The 880-nt window shown below is 62.5% G+C and carries 1 protein-coding gene; it reads left to right on the top strand.

Going from position 1 to position 880, the window contains the following annotated elements; genetic code table 11:
* Positions 1–81 precede the first annotated feature (81 nt).
* Positions 82–880, top strand: a 799-nt coding sequence (locus QQX02_RS13075) for a major capsid protein (protein ID WP_301143793.1), incomplete at its 3' end; no start/stop codon positions are given.

The following is an 880-nucleotide window of genomic DNA, read 5'->3' as shown; positions in this document are numbered from 1 at the left end:
GTCGCAAACAACTTTCCAAGTAACCCCAGGCGGCACGGAGGCCGCTAACTCATGTCGAATAGCCTGCTTACCCCTACTGCGGTGACTCGCGAGTCGCTGCGCGTCCTGCACCAGAAGCTCAATTTCGTGGGTGCCATCACCCGCGACTACGACGATTCCTACGCCAAGTCCGGCGCGAAGATCGGTGACACCCTGAAGATTCGCTTGCCGAACCAGTACACGGTTCGTAGCGGTGCCACGCTGGCCGCTCAGGACACCACCGAAAGCTCCGTCAGCCTTCAGGTGGCGACGCAGAAGGGCGTTGACCTGAACTTCACCAGCGTTGACCTGACCCTGTCGTTGGACGACTTCAGCAAGCGCATCATCGAGCCGGCCATGTCGGTCCTCGCGGCCAACATCGAGGCCGACGCGCTGAACATGTACAAGGACGTGTACCAGTCCGTGTGGAATGGCGGCTCTTCGGCCACCTACAACAAGGCGCTGGATTGCCGCGTGCTGCTTCAGCGTTCTTTGACCCCGAGCAACGACCGCACCATGCTGCTCGACCCGCAGGCCATGGCGGATGTCATCAAGGACACCAAGACCCTGTTCCAGGATCAGGCGTCCATCGCCAAGCAGTTCAAGGAAGGCATGGTGGGCCGCGCCGCTGGTTTCGACTGGGGCGAGAACACCCTGCTCCCGTCGCACCTGCGCGGCGCTTCGGCGGCCACCACGGGCGACTCCACCACCTTCATCGCCGGCAACCAGCCGATCAGCCAGATTGCCGTTCCGGCTGGCGCGGGCACGTTCAAGAAGGGTGACGTGTTCACCATCGCCAACGTGTTCTCGGCTCACGCGGAGACCAAGGCGTCCACCGGCCAGCTTCAGCAGTTCGTGGTCA

This window comes from Demequina muriae (assembly GCF_030418295.1).
Classification (GTDB): Bacteria; Actinomycetota; Actinomycetes; order Actinomycetales; family Demequinaceae; genus Demequina; species Demequina muriae.
Note: the sequence above shows the minus strand (reverse complement) of the source record. Positions and strands in the feature narration are given on the sequence as shown.